The organism is Pseudomonas sp. MF6767, from assembly GCF_016405475.1.
GTDB lineage: Bacteria > Pseudomonadota > Gammaproteobacteria > Pseudomonadales > Pseudomonadaceae > Aquipseudomonas > Aquipseudomonas paracarnis.
In genome coordinates this window covers 80535-99761 of the sequence record NZ_JAEKCY010000004.1, presented here as the reverse complement: position 1 = coordinate 99761, position 19227 = coordinate 80535, and the positions used below count along the sequence as shown (strand labels likewise).

Annotated in this window: 15 protein-coding genes; 11 read left to right on the top strand and 4 right to left on the bottom strand. The window is 61.0% G+C overall.

Going from position 1 to position 19227, the window contains the following annotated elements:
- Positions 1 to 33 precede the first annotated feature (33 nt).
- From JFT58_RS08960 to JFT58_RS08950, 3 genes are read left to right on the top strand one after another with little or no spacing between them, the layout of a single operon-like run.
- Positions 34 to 1377 (top strand): CHASE2 domain-containing protein, encoded by a 1344-nt coding sequence (locus tag JFT58_RS08960; RefSeq protein WP_054896635.1) that lies wholly within the window; start codon positions 34 to 36, stop codon positions 1375 to 1377.
- 37 nt (positions 1378 to 1414) lie between these two features.
- Positions 1415 to 1780 carry a hypothetical protein gene (locus JFT58_RS08955; RefSeq protein ID WP_014716500.1) on the top strand — a complete coding sequence of 122 codons (366 nt, stop codon included), beginning with the start codon at positions 1415 to 1417 and terminating at the stop codon, positions 1778 to 1780.
- A 13-nt stretch (positions 1781 to 1793) separates the two neighbouring features.
- The gene (locus tag JFT58_RS08950; protein WP_054896636.1) at positions 1794 to 3371 is read left to right on the top strand and encodes a M48 family metallopeptidase; all 1578 of its coding nucleotides are present in this window, start codon (positions 1794 to 1796) and stop codon (positions 3369 to 3371) included.
- An 81-nt stretch (positions 3372 to 3452) separates the two neighbouring features.
- On the opposite strand, the gene JFT58_RS08945 is transcribed toward JFT58_RS08950, so the two are convergent.
- On the bottom strand, positions 3453 to 4739 hold the full coding sequence (locus JFT58_RS08945) for an OprD family porin (protein WP_034125518.1): 1287 nt from the start codon (positions 4737 to 4739) through the stop codon (positions 3453 to 3455).
- A gap of 407 nt (positions 4740 to 5146) precedes the next feature.
- Here JFT58_RS08945 and JFT58_RS08940 point away from each other — a divergent pair, with 407 nt between their 5' ends.
- On the top strand, positions 5147 to 7222 hold the full coding sequence (locus JFT58_RS08940; RefSeq protein ID WP_054896637.1) for a TonB-dependent receptor: 2076 nt from the start codon (positions 5147 to 5149) through the stop codon (positions 7220 to 7222).
- Between the two features lie 184 nt (positions 7223 to 7406).
- Here JFT58_RS08940 and JFT58_RS08935 read toward each other — a convergent pair whose 3' ends face one another.
- From JFT58_RS08935 to JFT58_RS08925, 3 genes are all read right to left on the bottom strand, one after another.
- On the bottom strand, positions 7407 to 7622 hold the full coding sequence (locus JFT58_RS08935; RefSeq protein WP_054896638.1) for a hypothetical protein: 216 nt from the start codon (positions 7620 to 7622) through the stop codon (positions 7407 to 7409).
- 235 nt (positions 7623 to 7857) lie between these two features.
- A complete protein-coding gene (gene aguA, locus JFT58_RS08930; protein WP_054896639.1) occupies positions 7858 to 8964 on the bottom strand; it encodes an agmatine deiminase in 1107 nt (368 codons plus the stop codon).
- A 121-nt stretch (positions 8965 to 9085) separates the two neighbouring features.
- Complete coding sequence (locus JFT58_RS08925) at positions 9086 to 11995, bottom strand: aminotransferase (RefSeq protein WP_054896640.1); 2910 nt, start codon at positions 11993 to 11995, stop codon at positions 9086 to 9088.
- Positions 11996 to 12148: 153 nt separating this feature from the next.
- Between JFT58_RS08925 and rfbB the strand changes: the two genes are divergently transcribed.
- Genes rfbB through JFT58_RS08890 form a run of 7 tightly spaced genes read left to right on the top strand, consistent with a single transcriptional unit; the run spans position 12149 to position 19218 of the window.
- A complete protein-coding gene (gene rfbB, locus JFT58_RS08920; protein ID WP_054896641.1) occupies positions 12149 to 13231 on the top strand; it encodes a dTDP-glucose 4,6-dehydratase in 1083 nt (360 codons plus the stop codon).
- A complete protein-coding gene (gene rfbA / locus JFT58_RS08915; RefSeq protein WP_003187717.1) occupies positions 13228 to 14103 on the top strand; it encodes a glucose-1-phosphate thymidylyltransferase RfbA in 876 nt (291 codons plus the stop codon). Before rfbB ends, rfbA begins: the two co-directional genes overlap by 4 nt.
- Complete coding sequence (gene rfbC, locus JFT58_RS08910; RefSeq protein ID WP_047712353.1) at positions 14100 to 14645, top strand: dTDP-4-dehydrorhamnose 3,5-epimerase; 546 nt, start codon at positions 14100 to 14102, stop codon at positions 14643 to 14645. The genes rfbA and rfbC overlap by 4 nt, the downstream gene beginning before the upstream one ends.
- Positions 14642 to 15511: a dTDP-4-dehydrorhamnose reductase gene (gene rfbD / locus JFT58_RS08905; RefSeq protein WP_054896642.1), complete on the top strand. Its 870-nt coding sequence runs from the start codon at positions 14642 to 14644 to the stop codon at positions 15509 to 15511. Before rfbC ends, rfbD begins: the two co-directional genes overlap by 4 nt.
- 34 nt (positions 15512 to 15545) lie before the next feature.
- Positions 15546 to 17354, top strand: coding sequence for a sensor histidine kinase (locus tag JFT58_RS08900; protein WP_034125510.1), 1809 nt, complete (start codon positions 15546 to 15548; stop codon positions 17352 to 17354).
- Positions 17351 to 18736 (top strand): sigma-54-dependent transcriptional regulator, encoded by a 1386-nt coding sequence (locus tag JFT58_RS08895; RefSeq protein ID WP_054896643.1) that lies wholly within the window; start codon positions 17351 to 17353, stop codon positions 18734 to 18736. The genes JFT58_RS08900 and JFT58_RS08895 overlap by 4 nt, the downstream gene beginning before the upstream one ends.
- A 26-nt stretch (positions 18737 to 18762) precedes the next feature.
- Positions 18763 to 19218, top strand: coding sequence for a thioesterase domain-containing protein (locus JFT58_RS08890; protein WP_034125508.1), 456 nt, complete (start codon positions 18763 to 18765; stop codon positions 19216 to 19218).
- Positions 19219 to 19227 lie beyond the last annotated feature (9 nt).

The following is a 19227-nucleotide window of genomic DNA, read 5'->3' as shown; positions in this document are numbered from 1 at the left end:
CCCCGCCTTGCTTGCGTTTTTATCGAGACATGGATGTTGTCCAAACCCCCGCTGTTCAAATACCGCCGCTATTGGCTGGCGGTCATCATCGTGTTGCTGGCGATTCTTGATCCTTTCGGCCTGGCCAGTTCCAGCGACAAGGCGTCGGCGCAGTGGCTCAATCGTATGTTCGCCAGTCACTACCCGAGCCTTGGGCAGCAGCGGGTGGCGGTGGTGTTGATCGATGATGCCTACCTGATGCGCAATAACAGTTCGTGGCCCATGCCCTATGGCGAGCAGAGCAAGTTGTTCAAGCGCTTGCTGGCGTACAAGCCCCAGGCGGTGTTTGTGGATTTGCTTTATAGCCACGACCACTCGTTTGGCGACCCGACGCGGGGCAGCCAGTTGCTGGCGAATGTGTTTGAGCGTTATCAACGCCAACGCATCCCATTGTGGCTGGCCAATACTGGGTTGACTCGCGCAGAGGCGGGCCAGGCGAATACGCTGGCGCCGTTCATGCAGGTGAGCCAGCCGGCGCTGGTTGTATGGGAAGGGGTGGATGACAAGTATCCACTGGCGATGCGCACACATGCAGGGCTGATGGAAACTCCCGCCCTGTCGCTGTATCGAGTGTTCTGTGCCACGCAGCACTGCAAGCAGCCGCCGGTGGATGTGCAAGCCGCTGCGCAGCGCCAGCCCATCGCGGTGCAGTGGGGGCTGAAGCTGGCGCCCGAGCAGGCACGTATTGCCGATATCCGCCACTGCGCGCCGGCACGGCACTTTTTGCTGGATGGGGTGGCGCAGTTATTTCAGGCGGTGTTCTGGAAGCTCGACGACTCGGCCCAGGCGCGCTGCCCTTATACGCTGACGTTGTCGGCCAGTGACCTGGAGGTCAGCGACCCCGACGACCAGGCATTGGTCGCCGAGTTACTGCGCGACCGCCTGGTGTTGGTGGGCGCCAATATTGCTTCCACCGGGGACTTGGTGGAGTCGCCGGTACACGGCCAACTCCCTGGCGTTTACCTGCACGCCATGGCGCTGGACAACCTGATCAATGCGGGCATGGACTACGACCATGAACCGGCCAATTTCCCCCACCTGCCGTTCAATTGGCTGGACCTGCTGGAGCTCGGGCTGCTGGCGTTGATCGCCGTGCTCAAGGCGCTGCACGCACGTCGCCTGGCGGGCCATCGCACCTGGAGCCGGTGGCGGCGCCAGGAAATCTGGTTCTTTACCTCGCCGTGCCCGTCGTGGCTGTTGGTGATGTCGATGTTGGCGGGGGTCAGTGTGTTGCTGAGCCTCAATGACATCACCCCGGTCAACGTACTGGGCATTGTGTTGCTGTCGTTGGTGCTGTTCAGCGAGCGGATCGAAGCCTTCTTCGACCGCGATCGCTGAGTGCACCGCTCTGCTATCTGACTCAAGGAAACCAAGGATGAACAGAAGCCTCATCGTCTTGCTCGCCGCCCTCTTCACCCAGGGCGCCTGGGCAGAAACCCACAGTATCAAGGCGTTCCTCGCCGACCCGGTGACAGTGCTGGACGAGCAGGGCAAGCAACAACGTGAGCTGGCGAAAAAGGACGCGCCCACCCAGCCCCTGCCGGTATTGCAGTACAACCAGGCGCTGGACCTGGTGCAGGTAGAACTGGCAGGCCAGAAGGTGTGGCTGGACACCATGGATTTGCGCATCGAGCCCCCGCTGAACGTCGTCGACCTGCCCTGCCAGGGCCTGACCAAAAGCCAGGCCAAGGACAGCCGCAACAACTCCACCATCGGTTTTGGTGCCGGCTGCAATCAATAAAAGGAGCGTTGCGGTGAAGGGATATCTAGTAGCAGCCAGCCTGTTGGCCAGTTCGGTGCTCAGTGGTTGCGCCACCTTGAAAGGCGCAGACCAGGCGTTTATGAACCTGGTGGGGCCCTCGACCCAGTCCCGGGTTCAGGGCCATTACGTGGATAACAGCGACGTACGCCAGTATTACAAGCTCGACCCACAGCGCCAGAGCCAGCAGCGTTTGAGCTACGACGGGCGTGCGGTACCGGCCGCTGAAGCGCGCCAGCAGAACCTGGTGGATATCCCGATGCTGCAAGGCTACTTGCAGGGCATCGTCACGCGCTTGTCCAAGGGCTGGCCGGGGGAGTTGCCGCCGCTGCAGGTGAAGATCACCGACAGCTATGGCTTCGGGCCGTCGGCAGACCCCTACGGCAACCTGTTCGTGCCGCTGGGCATGCTGGACAACGTCGCCAGCGAAGACGAAATCGCCGCGATGCTGGGCCATGAAATGAGCCACGTATTGCTGCATCACCATGACCGCATGGCCGCTTTCCAGCAGCAGAAAGACATGTTCACCACCGTGGCCTCCACGGTCGCCTTGGCCACCATGGCTGCCGATACGGGCGTGGACCGCAGCTCCGGTACGATGAAACTGTTCAGTAAAGACCCAGCCGGCACCCAGAAGACCATCGGCAACACCGTGCTGTATACCGCCCTGGCCAATACCTTTTCCGATCAGGTATGGAGCACCGCCTGGGGCCGCAGCCAGGAAGACCAGGCCGACTTGCTGGGCACCGACTTGATGATCCGTGCCGGTTACGCGCCGCGAGCCGCCACCCATAGTCTGGAGCGCCTCAACGACTTCCAGGGCAAGCAGAAGCCCTTGCTCACGGGGTTCCTCACGGCGCGCAAGAATGCCATGCAGGATTCGCTGCAGCAGTTCAATCTCGACCAGTTCACCAAAGAGCTGGACGTGCTGGTCAAGGATGGCTTGACCACCGGCATCACCGCGACCAGCCAATACTTCAACCGCTCACATATGTCGGCCATGGACCGCGACACCGAGCTGCGCCAGTACTTGCAACGCGAGTATCGCCAGGAACGCCGCGCCCGGGTCAACCCGCAAAGCTGGTCGAAAATGAAGAATACGCCCCAGGTGGCGAAGGCTTTGCAGGGCTATAAAGACGCGTACTTCGCAATTGATGCCCTGGAAAAAAACAAGGTGCCGCAGGCTGACGCTTTCATCCGCAAGGCCCTGGCCTCGCCGGTAAAAGACCAGCCGAGCATTCGGCGCACCGCCTATACCGTGCGCCTGGCCCAGGGCAAAAACAGCGAAGCGGTGAAAGAGTTGCAGGCGATCAAGGACTGGTCCCTGGCAGGACCTTCCACCTATGACTTGATGATCAGCTACCACCTCAAGCGCGGTGACGGGCAATCGGCCCTGGCGATGATCGACAAGGCGGAACGCAACCTGGGCTCGGAGGAACTGTTTATTACCGAGAAGCTGTTGGCCAACCAGCAACTGCAGAATGCGCAGCAGGTGCAAAGCGTGCTGCGCAAATGCGAGCAGTACCCGACGCGCAAAGAGAACTGCAAAAAGCTCGCACCGGTCAAAGCCTGACGCCCCCGCGAGCGGACAATAAAAAACCCCGAACCAGTCGGGGTTTTTTATCGCCTGGCATCAGGCACGACATTTGATCAATTAGAAAACGTTGATCGGGTAGTCGGCGAACAGACGGATTTCGTTACCGCCTACGTTGTAGTTGCTGGCGTTGTTGGAAACGCGCAACCACGAGGCACGGGCACGCAGGCTCAGGTCTTTGGCTGGGCCGCTCTGTACCACGTACTTGAACTGGTTCCAGATTTCACGCTCGGTGCCATCGCCACGGCCAGTGCCGTCGTCGATGTTGGTGCCGCGCACGTAGGCAATGTTGTAGGTCAGGCCCGGTACGCCGAAGGTGGCGAAGTCGATGCCATAACCTGCTTGCCAGGAGCGCTCGTCCTTGCCGTTGAAGTCGGACCAGTAGGAGTTGGCCAGCAGGATGGTATTGCCGCCGTCGCCAATGCCGCCAGCGTTGCGGTAGCCACCGTACAGGTAGCCGGTGTCACCGGTGCTGCGCTGGTGAGCGAGGGTGAAGCTGTGCGCGCCAACGGCCCAGGTAGCGCCCAGGCTCCAGATCTTGTTGTCGCGAGCGTCCGCATCACCTTGGTTTTCCAGGGCGAAGCTGCGGTCCAGCTTGGTTTTGTAACCGTTGAAGTCAAACGTCAGCGACTGTTGTTCTGGCAGGGCCAGCACGTAGTTGACGTTGACGTATTGCTTCTTCAGCACGTCCTGCATGTCGGAGGCGTACAAAGCAGCCGACAGGCTTTCGGTGAATTTGTAGCTACCACCGATGTAGTTGATGCTCTTCAAACGGCCGCTGTCGCTGCCCTCGGCGCTCTTGCGAGCTTCCTTGGTGAAGTGACCAGCATCCAGTTGCAGGCCGGCGATCTCTTTGGAAACGATCGAGGTGCCCTCGTAGGTTTCCGACAGCAGACGCGAGTTGTCGTATTGCAGGACCGGCACGGCCGGCATCTGCTGACCGTATTTGATCACGGTGTTGGAGATACGCGCCTTGACGGCTGCGCCGCCTTTGGCCAGGTCGTTGGCGGCTTCTCCGCTGTCACCTTGCTTGAAGAAGTCGATACCGCCAGCGCCGCTGCGACCTTTACCACCATCCAGGCGGATAGCGTATTGGCCAATCACATCCACACCCACACCGACGGTGCCTTGGGTGAAGCCGGACTCGAACTTGCCGATGAAGCCTTGGCCCCATTCAGCTTTGTCCTGCTTGCCGTTTTTGTAGTCACGGCTGATGTAGGCGTTACGTGCTGCGATGTTCAGGTGGCTGTCTTCAACGAAACCCTTGGATTGCTCCTGGTCGTTTGCCATTGCTGTCGATGCGCTCAAAATCCCCAGAGCGATCAGACTCATCCGTTGCTTCAACATTTTCTTATATTCCTTATTACGGGTTGAGTACGCGCTGTGACACCAGGCTCCTGTTGCTTTTCTGGTGTCGACCTTGCCAGCAAAAAGAAGGCCCGCGGACGACTGAACTGCCGCGGGCCTTTTTTATTGGATTTAGTCATGGTGGTTAGCCACAGGCGTTGGGCGCAATCCTATGCGGGCGTTGAACTATGTGTCAATTTCGTGAATCGTCTGTATTTAGGCGATATTCGTCTAAGCGGCGGGCTAAAGCGGCGGGATGAAAGCGTTGAAAACACCTTGATCAGCCTTTGGAAACACATTAAGTAACAAATCCGCATGCAATGCGTTAGGGAATAGATAACGCGCGCAAATGCAAAGCATTACCATTCGCGCACAATTTTCCTGCCACGTCATTTGGATACACTCTCATGCCTGCCCCTCGCCTGACGCCCCTCTCCCTTGGGCTCTCTGTCCTGCTGTCTGCTGGTTTTGCCGGTGCGGCCACGGTCTTGCCCGAAACCTCGATCAGCGTGGAAGCAGACGAAGACGACCCACGGGTCAAAGAGACCAGCACCGCCACACGCACCGCGACGGCTGTTCGCTACGTGCCCCAGGCGATCGACTCAGTCAAAACCGAAAGCCTGCGCTCCTATGGCACCAACGAGCTGGGCCAGGCATTGAGCGGTATCCCCAACGTCAGCAGCGGCGCCGATACACGCTTCGACAGCGTGCGCATACGTGGTTTCGACGCCAGCAATGACTTCTATCTGGATGGCATTCGCGACGACAGCCAGTACGTACGTGACCTGCATAACATCGAGCGTATCGAAGTGCTCAAGGGACCGGCCGCCGTGCTTTACGGGCGAGGCGGCCAGGGCGGGATCGTCAACCGGGTGAGCAAACTGCCAAGCCCAGGGCAAAAGTCCAGCATCGAAGCCCAAGGCGGCAGCAACGATTTGCGCAGCCTGTATGCCGACCTGAGTACCGACCCCACCGATAACATCAGCCTGCGCCTGAACATGGGCAACCAGGACAACAACAGCTTTCGCGATGGCGTCAGCGGCAACCGCCAGTTGTTCGCGCCGTCGATGAGCTGGCAGCTCACTCCAGAGCTGAACTGGCTGGTGCAATACGAATACAGCCGCTACAACCGCACCCCAGACCGTGGCATTCCTGGTGTCAACGGGCGCCCGGCGGATGTGAGCCGCAGCACCACTTACTTTGATCACGGCGATTACATCGACGATAAGTCCCAGTCCCTGCGTTCCAGACTCGCCTACGAGCTCAACGCCGACTGGCAACTGCGCCACACCCTCGGCGTGTTCAAGCTCGACAGCGATTTCGACAATACCTACCAGACCGGCTATGACCCGAAAACCAACACCGTCAGCCGCCAACACTGGCAGCAGGACCTGACCACCCGCAACGTGTTCAACAACGTGGAGCTGGAGGGCGGTTTCGACACCTTTGGCCTGGAACACCGCCTGCTCACCGGTATTGAGCTGGGCAGCCAGCGCCGTGATCCGAAGCTGTACTCCGCTCGCGATGGCAAGACGGTGCCGAGCCTGGACCTCAACCAACCCAATCGCCGCCTGAGCCACACCGGGAGCATGCGACTGTCGAGTAACAACCACACCGAAGTCGAAAGCCGCGCCCTCTACATACAGGACCAACTGCGCCTGAATGACCAGTGGCAACTGCTGGGCGGGCTGCGTTACGACCGCTTCGAAGTGGACACCACCAACAAGCTGCTCGACATCCAACAGAACGTGAAAAGCCACAGCACCAGCCCGCGCGTCGGCCTGGTGTGGACGCCCCTGGAGCACCACTCGTTCTACGCCTCGTGGAGCAAGACTTTCACCCCAGCAGGCGGCGGCCTGATCGGCATCACGCCGAACGCCACCGGCAACGTCAACGACCTGAGCCCGGAGTTGACCAAGCAAAAAGAAATCGGCGTGAAGAGCGACTGGTTCGATGAGCGCCTGAGCACCACCCTGGCTGTGTACGAGCTGGAACTCTACAACCGCCGCACCAGCGACCCGCTGGACCGTACCATTACCCTGCTCACCGGCGAACAGCGCTCACGCGGCGTGGAGCTGACCGCCACCGGCAAGATCGTCGACAACTGGTATGTGCGCGGCGGCGTAGGCCTGCAAGATGCCAAGGTCGAGAAGGACAACAACGGGTTTGAGGGCAAACGGATCAGCGACGTGGCCAAGCGCAACGCCAGCCTGTTCATCACCTGGAAGCCGGAGATGGGCTGGTACGCGGAAACCGGTTTGACCCTGGTGGGCGATCGTTACGCCGACAACCTCAACACCGTGGTGTTGCCTGGTTATGGTCGCTGGGACGCGCTGGCCGGGTTCCGTCAGAAAGAATGGGACGTGCGGGCAGCATTGAACAATATCGCTGATAAAAACTACTACGCCTCGGCGACCAGTGCGGCGCAGATTCAACCAGGCGAGCCGCGAAGCCTGGTGGTCACCGGTACCTACAGCTTCTGACACGCCTCATGGGAACCAAAGCCTGCTCCCACACTGGTTAGGCATTGCCCACAACATCAGCGCCTGGCACAGATCCCTGTGGGAGCGGGCTTGCCCGCGAAAGCGGTGTGCCAGTCACTGAATGTTTAACTGAACCACCGCCATCGCAGGCAAGCCAGCTCCCACAGTTGGTTTCAGGTGTTCTTTAGTTGCTCATTACCTCGCACAACGCCTGCACTTCATCCTCCGTGAACAACCCCAACGGGTAGCGCTCACTCATCACACTGCGCAAGTCAGACGCTTGTCTGGCCTGTCGCGAGCCGTTCGCCTTCAACCAAAGGGCCAACGCATGGATGGCGTCTGCGTCGACCCGCAAAGGGTGGAACGTACGCGTGTTCATCAGGTGGACATCGGCATTCATTTCAGCGCTCTCTCCTGCTGCGTGAGCGGCTAACTTACTCAAGGTTTGTGACAGAACTGCACGGTCATCCCCCTTGGGCCACTGTAACCACAGCGATACAAGAGCTATGCCAATGTGCCCTGTTCACCGGCATGCAGACATGAAAAAGCCCGCGACCGGGCTGGGTCGCGGGCTTGTGGGGAACACTGCAAACGCGCGTTGCTCGTACGCCATCAAGGCGCTGTTACAACTGCACTCACTTTCGCTGCGGAGCTGGCTGCTGTTGGGTCAGGCAATGGATATTGCCCCCGCCCAGTAACAATTCGCGGCCCGGCACCATCACCACTTCATGTTGTGGGAACAGGTTCTGCAGGATTTGCTTGGCCTGATCGTCCAACGGGTCATCGAAACTCGGCGCGATGATGCCGCCATTGACGATCAGGAAGTTGACGTAGGAACCGGCCAACCGCACGGTCGGATTACGCTCCTGGCTACCGTCAACCAGGTCTACCCCGGCGCATTCCTCCTCAGTGGCATACAGCGGACCCGGGATCGGCATTTTATGCACGATGAACGAGCGGCCCTGGGCATCGGTGCTGCGTTGCAGCACGTCCATGGCTGCGTGGCAGCGTGGGTAGTTCGGGTCTTGCGGGTCATCGGTCCAGGCCAACAGCACTTCGCCCGGGCGCACGTAGCAGCAGAAGTTATCCACATGGCCGTCGGTTTCGTCGTTGAACAGGCCATCCGGCAACCAGATGATCTTGTCTACCGCCAGGTTATCGCTGAGCACCGCCTCAATGGCCGCACGATCAAGGTGCGGGTTGCGGTTGCGGTTCAACAGGCATTCTTCGGTGGTGATCAGGGTGCCTTCGCCGTCGACATGAATCGAACCGCCTTCAAGCACAAAGCCTTCAGTGCGGTAACGCGGTGCGCGCTCCATCTCGAGGATCTTGCCTCCCACCTGGGAATCGCGGTTCCACGGTGCATACAGGCCGCCGTCAAAACCACCCCAGGCGTTGAAGTCCCAGTTCACACCCCGTACTTCTCCACTGCCGTTGATCACGAAAGTGGGGCCGGTGTCGCGAACCCAGGCGTCGTCATTGGACATTTCCACCAGGCGGATATTGGGTACGTCCAGGCGGGCACGGGCGTTTTCGTACTGGCTGGCGGAGACCGCGACGGTCACCGGCTCAAAACGTGCGATGGCCTTGGCCACCGTCACATGGGCCGCCTGAGCAGGCTTACCGCCCAGGCGCCAGTTGTCTGGGCGCTCGGGCCAGATCATCCAGGTCTGGGTCTGGGGCGCCCATTCGGCAGGCATGTGAAAGCCATCGGCGCGAGGTGTGCTGTGCAAGGTGGTCATGGCGATCAGGGCTCCGAATGGGGTCAAGGGCAACTTTATAATGGATAAAAATCGGCTTTAACAGACTAAAAACATGATAGATGCTCGGGTCTGCAAAAAATAGCCGATAACAATCGATAAATCACAGTTGCTCATCCAGCACTTTCGACAGCATGTCCACAAAGAAGTCCACACTGCGTCTGGACGTCACCATCGGCGGCTTGATTTTGAGGATATTCAGATAATCACCGGTAGGCTGCATGAAAATCCCCAGTTCCCGCAGCCGGTCACACAACAAGGCGGTTTCTGCAGTCGCAGGTTCGAGGGTCTGGCGATCGCGCACCAGTTCAAGGCCCAGATAGAAGCCCGAACCGTGCACGGCACCGACGAGCGGATGGCGATCGATCAATTCCTCCAACCGTGCCTTGAAATGCCCACCTACCAGTTGGGCGTTTTCCCACAGCTTTTCCTCTTCCATCACATCCAGCACCGCCATGCCGATCCGGCAACTGACCGGACTGCCTCCTGATGAGGAGAAGAAGTAACCCTCGGCTTCCAGCGCCTCGGCAATTTCTCGGCGGGTGATCACTGCACCCAACGGCTGGCCGTTGCCCATGCCTTTGGCCATGGTGATGATGTCAGGCACCACACCTTGCTGTTCAAACCCCCAGAAGAAATGCCCCATGCGGCCGTAACCCACCTGCACTTCATCGGCGATGCACACGCCTCCCTGGGCACGGACCAGGCCATACACCTGTTGCAGGTAACCCGGTGGCAGGGAGATGCCGCCGGCATTGCCGTACACCGGCTCACAGATAAACCCGGCCAATTGACGCTGGCTCGCGGCGATTTTCGCCAGGTTATGCTCCACGCTTCGTACATAGTCCGGCGCGCTGTCCGGCCCGCGGAATTCACCGCGGTAGGTATTGGGCGCGGTCACCGGGTGTACCCAATCCGGGCGGCTGCTCAAGGCCTGGGGGTTATCGGCAATCGACGTGGACACGGCATCCGCCGCCACCGACCAGCCGTGATAGGCCTCCAGCACACTGAGCATGTCGCGCCCGCCGCTGTAGGCCCAGGCCAAACGAATCGCCAGGTCATTGGCCTCGGTGCCGCTGTTGACCAGGAACACCCGGTCCATGCCCTCCGGCGCCAACGCCAGCAGGCGCTCGGAGAACTCGGCAACCGCCGCGTAGTGAAACCGCGAGTTGGTGTTGAGCAACGACCACTGCCGAGCCGCCACTTCAGCCATGCGCGGGTGGCCATGGCCCAGCACGGCCACGTTGTTGAGCATGTCGAGGTACGATCGGCCCTGCATATCGATCAGGTGGTTACGCCAGCCGCGCTCGATACGCGGTGGGTCGGCGTAGTAGTGCTTCTGGGAGCGGGCAAAGCTGGCATCACGCCGGGCCAGCAGGGCTTCTGGGTCCAGTTCCGGCTCCGCATCACAGGCCAGGCCCAATAGAGCTGCGGGTGACGGGCACAACGCCTGCCACACCAACGCCCGGGAAGGTGTGCAGAACAGCGGTGGCTCAAGGTCGGCGCGGCACAACTGCACAGTCAACGGCGCATGAACCTCGCCCAGCACCTGCCCTTTGACCAAGGTTGCGCCCGGCTTGAGTGATGTGCGCACGCCCCACAAGCGCAGGCTCAGGCCGCTGTCGTGCAAACACAGCAAGCCGTCGGTACCTTCGCGCAGCATTCCCGCAAAGGGTGCTTCCAGCACCGTGCCGTGGGGCAGATGTAGTTCGACATGCAGGGGGAAGGTCTCGGGCTCTAGCGCACTGTCGGGGCGGGTGCGCGACAAGCGGTATTGCCCATAACGACTGGCCGCCAGCCCATGCACCGTCGCTGCTTGATCCAGCAAGCGCCGATCGATGCCGGGAGTCTCCCAATTGCCAGCCTCGAAATGCGGGCTGAGTACGCCCAGGTCGATCAGCGCAAACTCGCGGCCCACCAAGCCTGGCAATAAAGGCGCGAAGTCTTGGTTGGCGACGGGCGGTAATGTTTTGCCGACGCTGCGCAGAATAGCCGCTTGCATGAGTTCGAAGGGCACCGACGTGGCGATATGGAAGATTTCCCACTCGTGTTCGGCGTTTTTCTTTAGATAAACGTTGTCCGGGTCCAGGCGTTGCTGCTGCTCACTGCTGAGCACCAACACCGCCGCGCGAGCGACGATCAACGGCCACAACACCTCCAGCTCTTCGCGCTGCAACGGCGTGACCGCGTGGCAGGCCTGGATCGCCGGCAAGAGAGCAAACGGATCACCGTCGGCATGGTGCAACAGCGCCGCGCAGGTCACCGAGAGATCGGCAATTCGCCAGGTGTGCACCAGATCGCCGAAATCGATCACGCCTTGTATGCGCCAGTGCCGCTGGGCATCACGCTGCCACATCACGTTGTCGTCGGTGATGTCCATGTGCACCGCTTGCCAAGGCAGGTGTGCCGCCAACGGCTGGACATGCGCCTCGACCTGCCTGGCCACTTGCTCCAAAGCAGCACGCTGCGGCAGGTCGGGCAAGGTTGCCAGCAGGTGGGTGATCAATGCTTGCGCGTGGCGCGGGTCCCATTGCAGGGTGCGCGCAAGGCCTGGGTGCTCGAAATCCGCCAGCGCGAGGCTCATCTGCCCGCACAGCTCACCAAAGCCTTCGATCACGGTGCGGCTCAGGTGGGGTAAATGCGTCAGGGGCTGGCCGTCGATGTAGTCCAGTAGCCGCAGGTGCAGGGTTTGGTCATCGACGTTGACCGTCAGCAACTCCTCACCCGCCAAGGTCTGGATGACCTTGGGAACACGCAGGCCGGCATGCGCGCCCAGGCTGTTGAGCGCTGCGTGTTGGGCTTGAAGTTCAACCGCGGCGTAGTCACCCCGGCAGATTTTCAAAACGAAGCGGCCCCGTGTGCTGTCAATTCGATAGTTGAGGTCTTGCTGACTGCCCAACGAGTGTAATTTGCCCGCCATACCATAGTGCCGCTCGAGCAGGCATGCTGCTTGCTCGGGGGTTACTTGTGGGCAAGGCAAGCTGGCACGGTGGGTCAACGTGGCTAACGACATTGTGACGACCTTTGTTTTTTCAGGCGTCTATATCGCCATTGTTCAGGGGCACAAGGCAACCCCCCAGTAATACAGCGCTTGCACCACCCGGCTCGCACCACTCAAGCTATGCTTCATCCGCATAATGTCTATCTAAGGAAAGGGCCCTCCGATATGCGCATTCTCGTTACTGGCGGCGCTGGCTTTATCGGCTCAGCCCTGATCCGCCACCTGATCCAGCACACCGAGCACGAGGTGCTCAACCTGGACAAGCTGACTTACGCCGGCAACCTCGAGTCGCTGACCAGCATCGCGTCCAACAGCCGCTATGAGTTTGTCCAGGCCGATATCATCGACCAGGCCACCGTCAGCGCCTTGCTCGCACGCTTCGAACCCGATGCGATCATGCACTTGGCGGCCGAGTCCCATGTCGACCGCTCCATTGACGGCCCGTCGGATTTTATCCAGACCAACATCGTTGGCACCTACAGCCTGCTGGAAGCCACGCGAGCCTATTGGCAGAAGCTGGCAGAGCCGGCAAAAAGCGCATTCCGTTTCCACCACATCTCCACTGATGAGGTGTATGGCGACCTGCACGGCGTGGACGACCTCTTCACCGAGACCACGCCTTACGCACCGAGCTCGCCGTATTCCGCGAGCAAGGCAGCGTCCGACCACCTGGTACGCGCCTGGCAGCGCACCTATGGCCTGCCGGTGCTGTTGACCAACTGCTCGAACAATTACGGGCCGTTCCATTTCCCCGAAAAATTGATCCCGCTGGTGATTCTCAACGCCCTGGCGGGCAAGCCACTGCCGGTGTATGGCGATGGTCTGCAGGTGCGTGACTGGCTGTTCGTCGAGGATCATGCCCGTGCGCTGCTCACAGTGGTCACCACTGGGGTTGTGGGCGAAACCTACAATATCGGCGGCCACAACGAACAGAAGAACATCGACGTGGTACGTGGCATCTGCGCCCTGCTGGAAGAACTGGCGCCGCAACGCCCAGCCGGTGTGGAGAAATTCACTGACCTGATCACCTTCGTCAAGGATCGCCCAGGCCACGACCAACGCTACGCCATCGACGCCAGCAAGATCGAACGCGAACTGGGCTGGGTCCCGGAAGAAACCTTCGAGACCGGCCTGCGCAAAACCGTACAGTGGTACCTCGATAATCTGGAATGGTGCAGCAGGGTCCAGGACGGCAGTTATCAGGGAGAACGATTGGGCAACACCGACTTGAAGGATCTAATCGCATGATGAAGGGAATTGTATTGGCTGGCGGCTCCGGCACTCGCCTACACCCCATTACGTTGGGAGTGTCCAAACAGCTGTTGCCGGTGTATGACAAGCCGATGATCTACTACCCGATATCCGTGCTGATGCTCGCAGGCATCAAGGACATTCTGGTGATCTCCACTCCGGTAGACCTACCGCAGTACCGAAACCTGCTGGGAGACGGCAGCCAGTTTGGCGTGCGTTTCACGTATGCCGAACAGCCTTCCCCGGACGGGCTGGCTCAAGCATTTATCATTGGCGAAGAGTTCATCGGTGATGACGCGGTGTGCCTGATTCTGGGGGACAACATCTTCCACGGCCAGCATTTTGGCGATCAGTTACGCACCGCAGCCGAGCGCTCCTCGGGCGCTACTGTTTTCGGCTATTGGGTGAAAGACCCGGAGCGCTTCGGTGTGATTGATTTCGATAAAGAGGGCCGCGCCCTTTCCATCGAAGAAAAACCGGCAAAGCCCAAGTCACCGTATGCCGTGACCGGCCTGTACTTCTACGACAACGACGTGATCAAGATCGCCAAGGCGGTCAAGCCTTCGCCACGCGGCGAGCTGGAGATCACCGACGTCAACAATGCCTACCTTCAGCGTGGCGATCTTCACGTTGAACGCTTCGGCCGTGGGTTCGCCTGGCTCGACACCGGCACCCATGACAGCCTGCTGGAAGCCTCGACCTACGTTCAGACCATCGAGCACCGCCAGGGCTTGAAAGTGGCATGCCTGGAAGAGATCGCCTATGAAAATGGCTGGATCGATCGTGATTATCTGCTGGAGCGCGCCAAGTACTTTGGCAAGACCGGCTACGGCCAATACCTCTACTCGCTTGCCGGAGAGACCCAGTGAATGTAGTTGAAACCACACTACCCGGCGTACTGATCCTCGAGCCAAAGGTATTCGGCGACGAACGCGGTTTCTTCTACGAAAGCTTCAATGCGCGCGCCTTTGAAGCAGCCACCGGGCTCAAGCGTAATTTCGTACAGGACAATCACTCACGCTCGCAAAAAGGCGTGCTGCGAGGTTTGCACTATCAGCTTGAACACACTCAAGGCAAGCTGGTACGTGTTACCTACGGTGAAGTGTTGGACGTAGCGGTCGACATCCGTCGCAGCTCACCCAACTTTGGCCAGTGGGTGGGTGTCCGCTTGTCGGCACAGAACCATCGCCAACTCTGGGTGCCGGAAGGCTTCGCCCATGGTTTCGTGGTGTTGAGTGAGTACGCAGAGTTCCTGTACAAAACCACCGACTACTACCAGCCAAGCGCCGAGCGCAGCATTCTCTGGAATGACCCGACGCTGGCCATCGACTGGGAGCTGGCCGAACCGCCGCAACTCTCCGCCAAGGATCAGGTCGGCAAACTGCTGATGGAAGCTGACTTGTTCCCATGAAAATCCTCATCACCGGCCAACACGGCCAAGTCTCCCAGGAGCTGCAACAGCGGCTCAAGGGCCTGGGCGAACTCCTCATCCTGGGCCGCGACCAGCTTGACCTGGCAGACGCAGACCTTATCCGCCAGCAAGTACGCACCCATCGCCCTGACCTGATCATCAACGCGGCGGCCCACACCGCTGTCGATCTGGCCGAGAGCGAGCCGGACGCTGCGTTCGCCATCAATGCCATCGCCCCCGGCATCCTCGCCGAAGAGGCCAAGGCGTTGGGCATCCCGCTGATTCACTACTCGACCGACTACGTGTTCGACGGCACCAAACCTGCCCCGTACACCGAAAGCGACACGCCAAACCCATTGGGTGTCTACGGCCAGAGCAAGCTGGCGGGCGAGCAGGCGATTGCGGCTGCAGGCGGCGAGTACCTGATCTTGCGCACCAGTTGGGTCTATTCCAGCCACGGCAAGAACTTCCTGCTGACCATGCAGCGCCTCCTGCAGGAAAAACCGCAGATGCGCATCGTGGCCGACCAGATCGGTGCACCGACCTGGGCCGGGACTATCGCCAACAGCACCCGCGTGCTGATCGAGCAGTGGCAGGCCGGTAAGGCAGGGGATTGGGGTGTTTACCACCTCACTGCCCAGGGTGAGACTTCATGGTTCGGCTTTGCCCAAACCATTGGCGAGCAACTGCGCGCCGAGGGCAAGGCCTGCGCCGAGCTGGAGCCGATCCCTTCCAGCGCCTACCCGACCCCCGCCAAGCGCCCGCTGAACTCGCGCCTGGACTGCACCCGCCTGCAACAGCAATGGCACGTCAGCCAGCCCCAGTGGCAAGACGCATTGCACGAGTGTCTTGCACAGCAGCACTAGGCATAATGCGCCTGTACCCACAGGCGCGACTTCCATGACCCCACCCCTTCCGCGAAGACCCCGCTGGCGCAGCCTCGCCCTGCTGGCTCTGTGCCTGGCACCGCTGTTGTGGCCGCTGGAGCATTTGGCCGAGCGCTATTACCGCAGCGAGCTGGCCGGGCAAAACCGCCAGACCCTCGACCTCTACGTCGCCAACTTGCTGGGCACCCTGCACCGCTACGAAATACTGCCGCAGATCCTCGGGGACTTACCGGCCCTGCGCACTGCATTGGGCGCGCCCCACGTCAGCACCCACCTGGTCAATGCCAACCAGTTGCTCAAGGACGTCGCCGCCCAGGCCGGGGTAGAGGTGATGTATCTGATGGACACCACCGGCAAAACCCTCGCCGCGTCCAACTGGGACAAACAAGACAGCTTTGTGGGGCGCAACTTTTCCTTCCGTCCGTATTTCAGCGAAGCCATGGCCGGGCGCCTCGGCCGGTTCTTCGGCCTGGGCACTACCTCGGCCAAGCGCGGCTACTTCTTCGCCGCCGCGGTGCGTGACGGCGATACCATCATCGGCGTGCTGGTGGTGAAGGTCGACCTGGACCACACCGAAAGCCTGTGGGGCAATACCCCGGAACAATTGCTGGTCACCGACCACAACGGCGTGGTGATCCTCACTTCGCGCCCGCAATGGCGATTCCGCGCCACGCGGCCACTGACCGCCGAAGAACGCCAGGCCATCATTGCTATCCAGCCCTACCCCACCCGCGACCCGCAGCCGTTGAGCCTCAGCAGCAGCGCTTGGCTGCGCCAGTCCACGGCTATCGCCGAGACCGGCTGGAACGTGGAAATCCTCGCGCCGCGCTCGCTGATCAACCGTCCGGTGCGCACGGTCGTCGCCGTGGGCGGTGCCACGTTGTTGGTGCTGATGCTGTTGCTGGGGTTGCTGATGCAGCGCCGCCGGCACTATCTGGAACGCATCGCCTTCGAAGCCAAGGCCCGCCGCGAGTTGGAAATGCGCGTGGCCGAGCGTACCAGCGACCTGGAGGGCCTTAACCGGCGCCTTAAACAGGAAGTGCTGGAGCGCGAGCATGCCCAGCAAGAACTGGTGCGCGCCCAGGATGATCTGGTCCAGGCCGGTAAACTCTCGGCGCTGGGCACCATGTCGGCGAGTATCAGCCATGAATTGAATCAGCCACTGGCGGCGATTCGCAGCTATGCCGAAAACGCCGAGATCCTGCTCGACCATGAGCGCACCAACGATGCCCGCGGCAACCTCAAGCTGATCAGTGAATTGACCGGGCGTATGGCCTCGATCATCGCCCACTTGCGCGCCTTCGCCCGCCGTGACCGTCACGCGCCGGAGAGCGTGGCCCTGCAACCGGCACTGGATGACGCCCTGGCATTACTGGCCAAGCGTCGGCGTTCGATGGAGGTGGAGTTGATTCGCGACTTGCCAGAGGCGACCTTGTGGGTGCAGGCCGGTGAAACCCGTCTGCGCCAGGTGCTGGGTAACTTGCTGGCCAATGCTCTGGACGCCCTCACCGAAAAAGGCCCGCCACGCAGACTCTGGCTGAGTGCCGAAACCACGCCCCAAGGCGTCAACCTGTACATTCGCGACAATGGCCCGGGCTTTTGCATGGAAGCCCTGGGCCGCGCCAGCGAGCCGTTCTACACCACCAAGACGCGCACCCAGGGCCTGGGCCTGGGCCTGGCGATCTGCGACACCCTGATGCGCGCCTTCGGCGGCGAACTGTTGTTCGCCAACCACAAGGAGGGCGGCGCGCTGTTAACCTTGAAATTGCGCGCCGGCTCGCCGGGCGTCAGTCTGCAACCGTCCGAGGACCGCAGTGTATGAGTATCGACAACTCGATTCAGGTGGTATTGATCGACGACGATCCACACCTGCGTCAGGCCCTGTGCCAGACCCTGGACCTGGCCGGCCTGAAAGTCCTGCCCCTGGGAGAAGCCAACGGGCTCACCGCACGCCTGTCCCGCGACTGGCCGGGCGTGGTAGTCAGCGACATTCGCATGCCCGGCATGGACGGCCTGGAACTGCTGGCTGAACTGCACGGCCAGGACCCCGACCTGCCGGTGCTGCTGATCACCGGCCACGGCGACGTACCGCTGGCGGTGCAAGCCATGCGTGCCGGCGCCTATGACTTCCTGGAAAAACCCTTCGCCAGCGACGCGCTGCTCGACAGCGTGCGCCGTGCCCTGGCCCTGCGCCGGCTGGTGCTGGACAACCGCAGCCTGCGCCTGGCTCTCAGCGACCGCCAGCAACTCAGTACGCGCCTGGTAGGGCACTCGCCACAGATGTTGCGCCTGCGCGAGCAAATCGGTGCACTGGCCGCGACCAAGGCCGATGTGCTGATCCTCGGCGAAACCGGAGCAGGCAAGGAGGTCGTCGCCCGCGCCCTGCACGACCTCTCAAGCCGACGCAGCGGCCCGTTTGTGGCGATCAACGCCGGGGCGCTGGCGGAATCGGTGGTGGAAAGCGAACTGTTCGGCCATGAACCCGGCGCGTTTACCGGCGCGCAAAAGCGCCGCATCGGCAAGTTCGAGTTTGCCAATGGCGGCACGCTGTTTCTGGATGAAATTGAAAGCATGAGCCTGGATGTACAGGTCAAGTTGCTGCGCCTTTTACAGGAGCGCGTCGTGGAACGCCTGGGTGGCAATCAGTTGATCCCGCTGGATATCCGCATTATCGCCGCCACCAAGGAAGACCTGCGCCAGGCCGCCGACCAGGGCCGCTTCCGTGCCGACTTGTATTACCGCCTCAATGTGGCGCCGCTGCGCATCCCCCCGCTACGAGAACGGGGCGAAGATGCGCTGATGCTGTTCCAGCACTTCGCCGACGAGGCCAGCAGCCGCCACGGCCTGCCCTTGCACGAACTGCAACCGGGCCAGCGCGCGCTGTTGCTGCGCCACAGCTGGCCAGGCAATGTGCGGGAACTGCAAAACGCCGCGGAGCGTTTCGCCCTCGGCCTGGAGTTGGCCCTGGATAACACCCAGGATCACCCCGCGGCCGGTGTGCTGACCTCCACACCCGGAGGCCTGAGCGAGCAAGTCGAACAGTTCGAAAAAAGCCTGATCGCCGCCGAACTGACCCGCCCCCACAGCTCTGTGCGCAGCCTCGCCGAAGCCCTGGGCGTACCGCGCAAAACCTTGCACGACAAACTGCGCAAACACGGCCTGAGCTTCGCCGACAGTGCCGGCCAGAGCGCCGATGACGAATGACATCGTCCACCTACAAAGAGGCCGCCATGAGCCGTGATAGCCGTTACCTGGAATCCATCCTCCACCACGACATCCCACTCACCCGGGAAATGGGCCTCAGGGTGCTCGACTGGCAACACGACCAACTGCAACTGCACCTGCCCTTGCAAGCCAATATCAACCACAAGAGCACCATGTTCGGCGGCAGCCTCTACTGCGGCGCGGTGCTGGCGGGTTGGGGTTGGCTGCACCTGAAGCTGCGTGAAGCCGGGATTGAAGACGGGCACATCGTGATTCAGGAAGGTCAGATCAGCTACCCGCTGCCGGTGACCCAGGACGCGACAGCCATTTGCGCGGCGCCGGATGAAAAGATTTGGAAGCGCTTCGTGGCGACCTATCAGCGCTATGGGCGGGCGCGGTTGGCGCTGGAGACGTGGATTGTGAATGAGGGCAGTGCAGAGCGTGCCGTCGTCTTTACCGGCCAATACGTCCTGCATCGCTAGCAGCCATGA